At 64.5% G+C, this 335-nt stretch carries 1 protein-coding gene; it reads left to right on the top strand.

All coding sequences use genetic code 11. The annotated features are described in order from the left end of the window. On the top strand, positions 1-335 hold a 335-nt coding region (locus AABA84_RS34845), incomplete at both ends, for an SDR family NAD(P)-dependent oxidoreductase (RefSeq protein ID WP_338314356.1).

The raw sequence follows: 335 nt of genomic DNA, 5'->3' as shown, positions 1-335 counted from the left end.
GTCGCGGTCGTAACAGGGGGCAATGGCGGCATCGGGCTCGGCAGGGCGCGCGGCCTTCCCGATGCCGGCGCCGACATCGCGGTGGTCGGACGCAACGAAGCCAAGTCCAAAGCAGCCGTCGAAGATCTCAGGCAGCGCGGCGTGAAGGCGATCGCGGTTGCAACCGATGTCACCGACAGGGCCGCGATCGAAGCCATGATCGCGCGTGTAGTGAAGGATCTCGGTCGCATCGACATCCTCATCAACAATGCCGGCATGAGCATCCGCAAGCCGCCGCACGAGCTCGAGCTCGACGAGTGGAACAAGGTGATCGACACCAACCTCACCAGCGCCTT

Origin of the sequence: Bradyrhizobium sp. TM239, from assembly GCF_036247985.1 — a bacterium.
GTDB lineage: Bacteria > Pseudomonadota > Alphaproteobacteria > Rhizobiales > Xanthobacteraceae > Bradyrhizobium > Bradyrhizobium ottawaense.
The sequence above is the reverse complement of the archived record's forward strand: the minus strand, read 5'-3'. Positions and strand labels throughout refer to the sequence as shown.